The sequence below is a fragment of the Paenibacillus sp. IHBB 3054 genome, assembly GCF_051594305.1.
In the GTDB taxonomy this organism is placed as follows: domain Bacteria; phylum Bacillota; class Bacilli; order Paenibacillales; family Paenibacillaceae; genus Paenibacillus_AQ.
Map to the genome: position 1 here is coordinate 1 of NZ_JBOFBG010000158.1, position 502 is coordinate 502.

Annotated in this window: 1 protein-coding gene; it reads left to right on the forward strand. The window is 45.2% G+C overall.

Annotation, left to right across the window (positions count from 1 at the left end):
* The first annotated feature begins 131 nt into the window (after positions 1-131).
* A complete protein-coding gene (locus ACQ76X_RS36235; RefSeq protein WP_438498708.1) occupies positions 132-464 on the forward strand; it encodes a hypothetical protein in 333 nt (110 codons plus the stop codon).
* Positions 465-502: the final 38 nt, after the last annotated feature.

Genomic DNA, 502 nt, shown 5'->3' on the forward strand with positions numbered 1-502 from the left:
TTCCTCTTCATCAGCGGCGCATTCTTTAGCTTTTTGGAAAACATTTATAACTGGACCTCCACGCAGGATCTCGGAGGGGAAACGAAGACAACGTTCATCCAGTCCATGGATCATAACCACAAGTTGTCATAATGGCCCGGCTGATGACTGACAACGATTATATCTCGAAAATGAAAAAAATGTATAAAGTAGATCCGGATGTGGTGGACGGTATGAACTGGTTCTTGGTCTTGGCCGGAGCTGCAGGGACGATATTTTGTGTTCTCGCTCTCTCCTATTGGCTGATCCGTTTCTTTGGCTTTCTGTTGTCCGCAAGCCGGGGCGCTAAAAGTATAAAAGATACTCGCTTTTGGCGGAACATGGGTGTGGCGCTCTTGATCATAATTTTGATTATGACCGGATCGGTTTTCACCTTGCTTTCACAGTTTTATGATTACATGGCCTTATGGGGGTGGGGAAGTTGAGAAGGCGTATTTATATGCTGGTCGTCATACTCTTTATG

Bases quoted from the DNA above. Each gene is read 5' to 3' on its own strand.
- ACQ76X_RS36235 (WP_438498708.1), top strand. From the start codon at position 132: ATGGCCCGGCTGATGACTGACAACGATTATATCTCGAAAATGAAAAAA.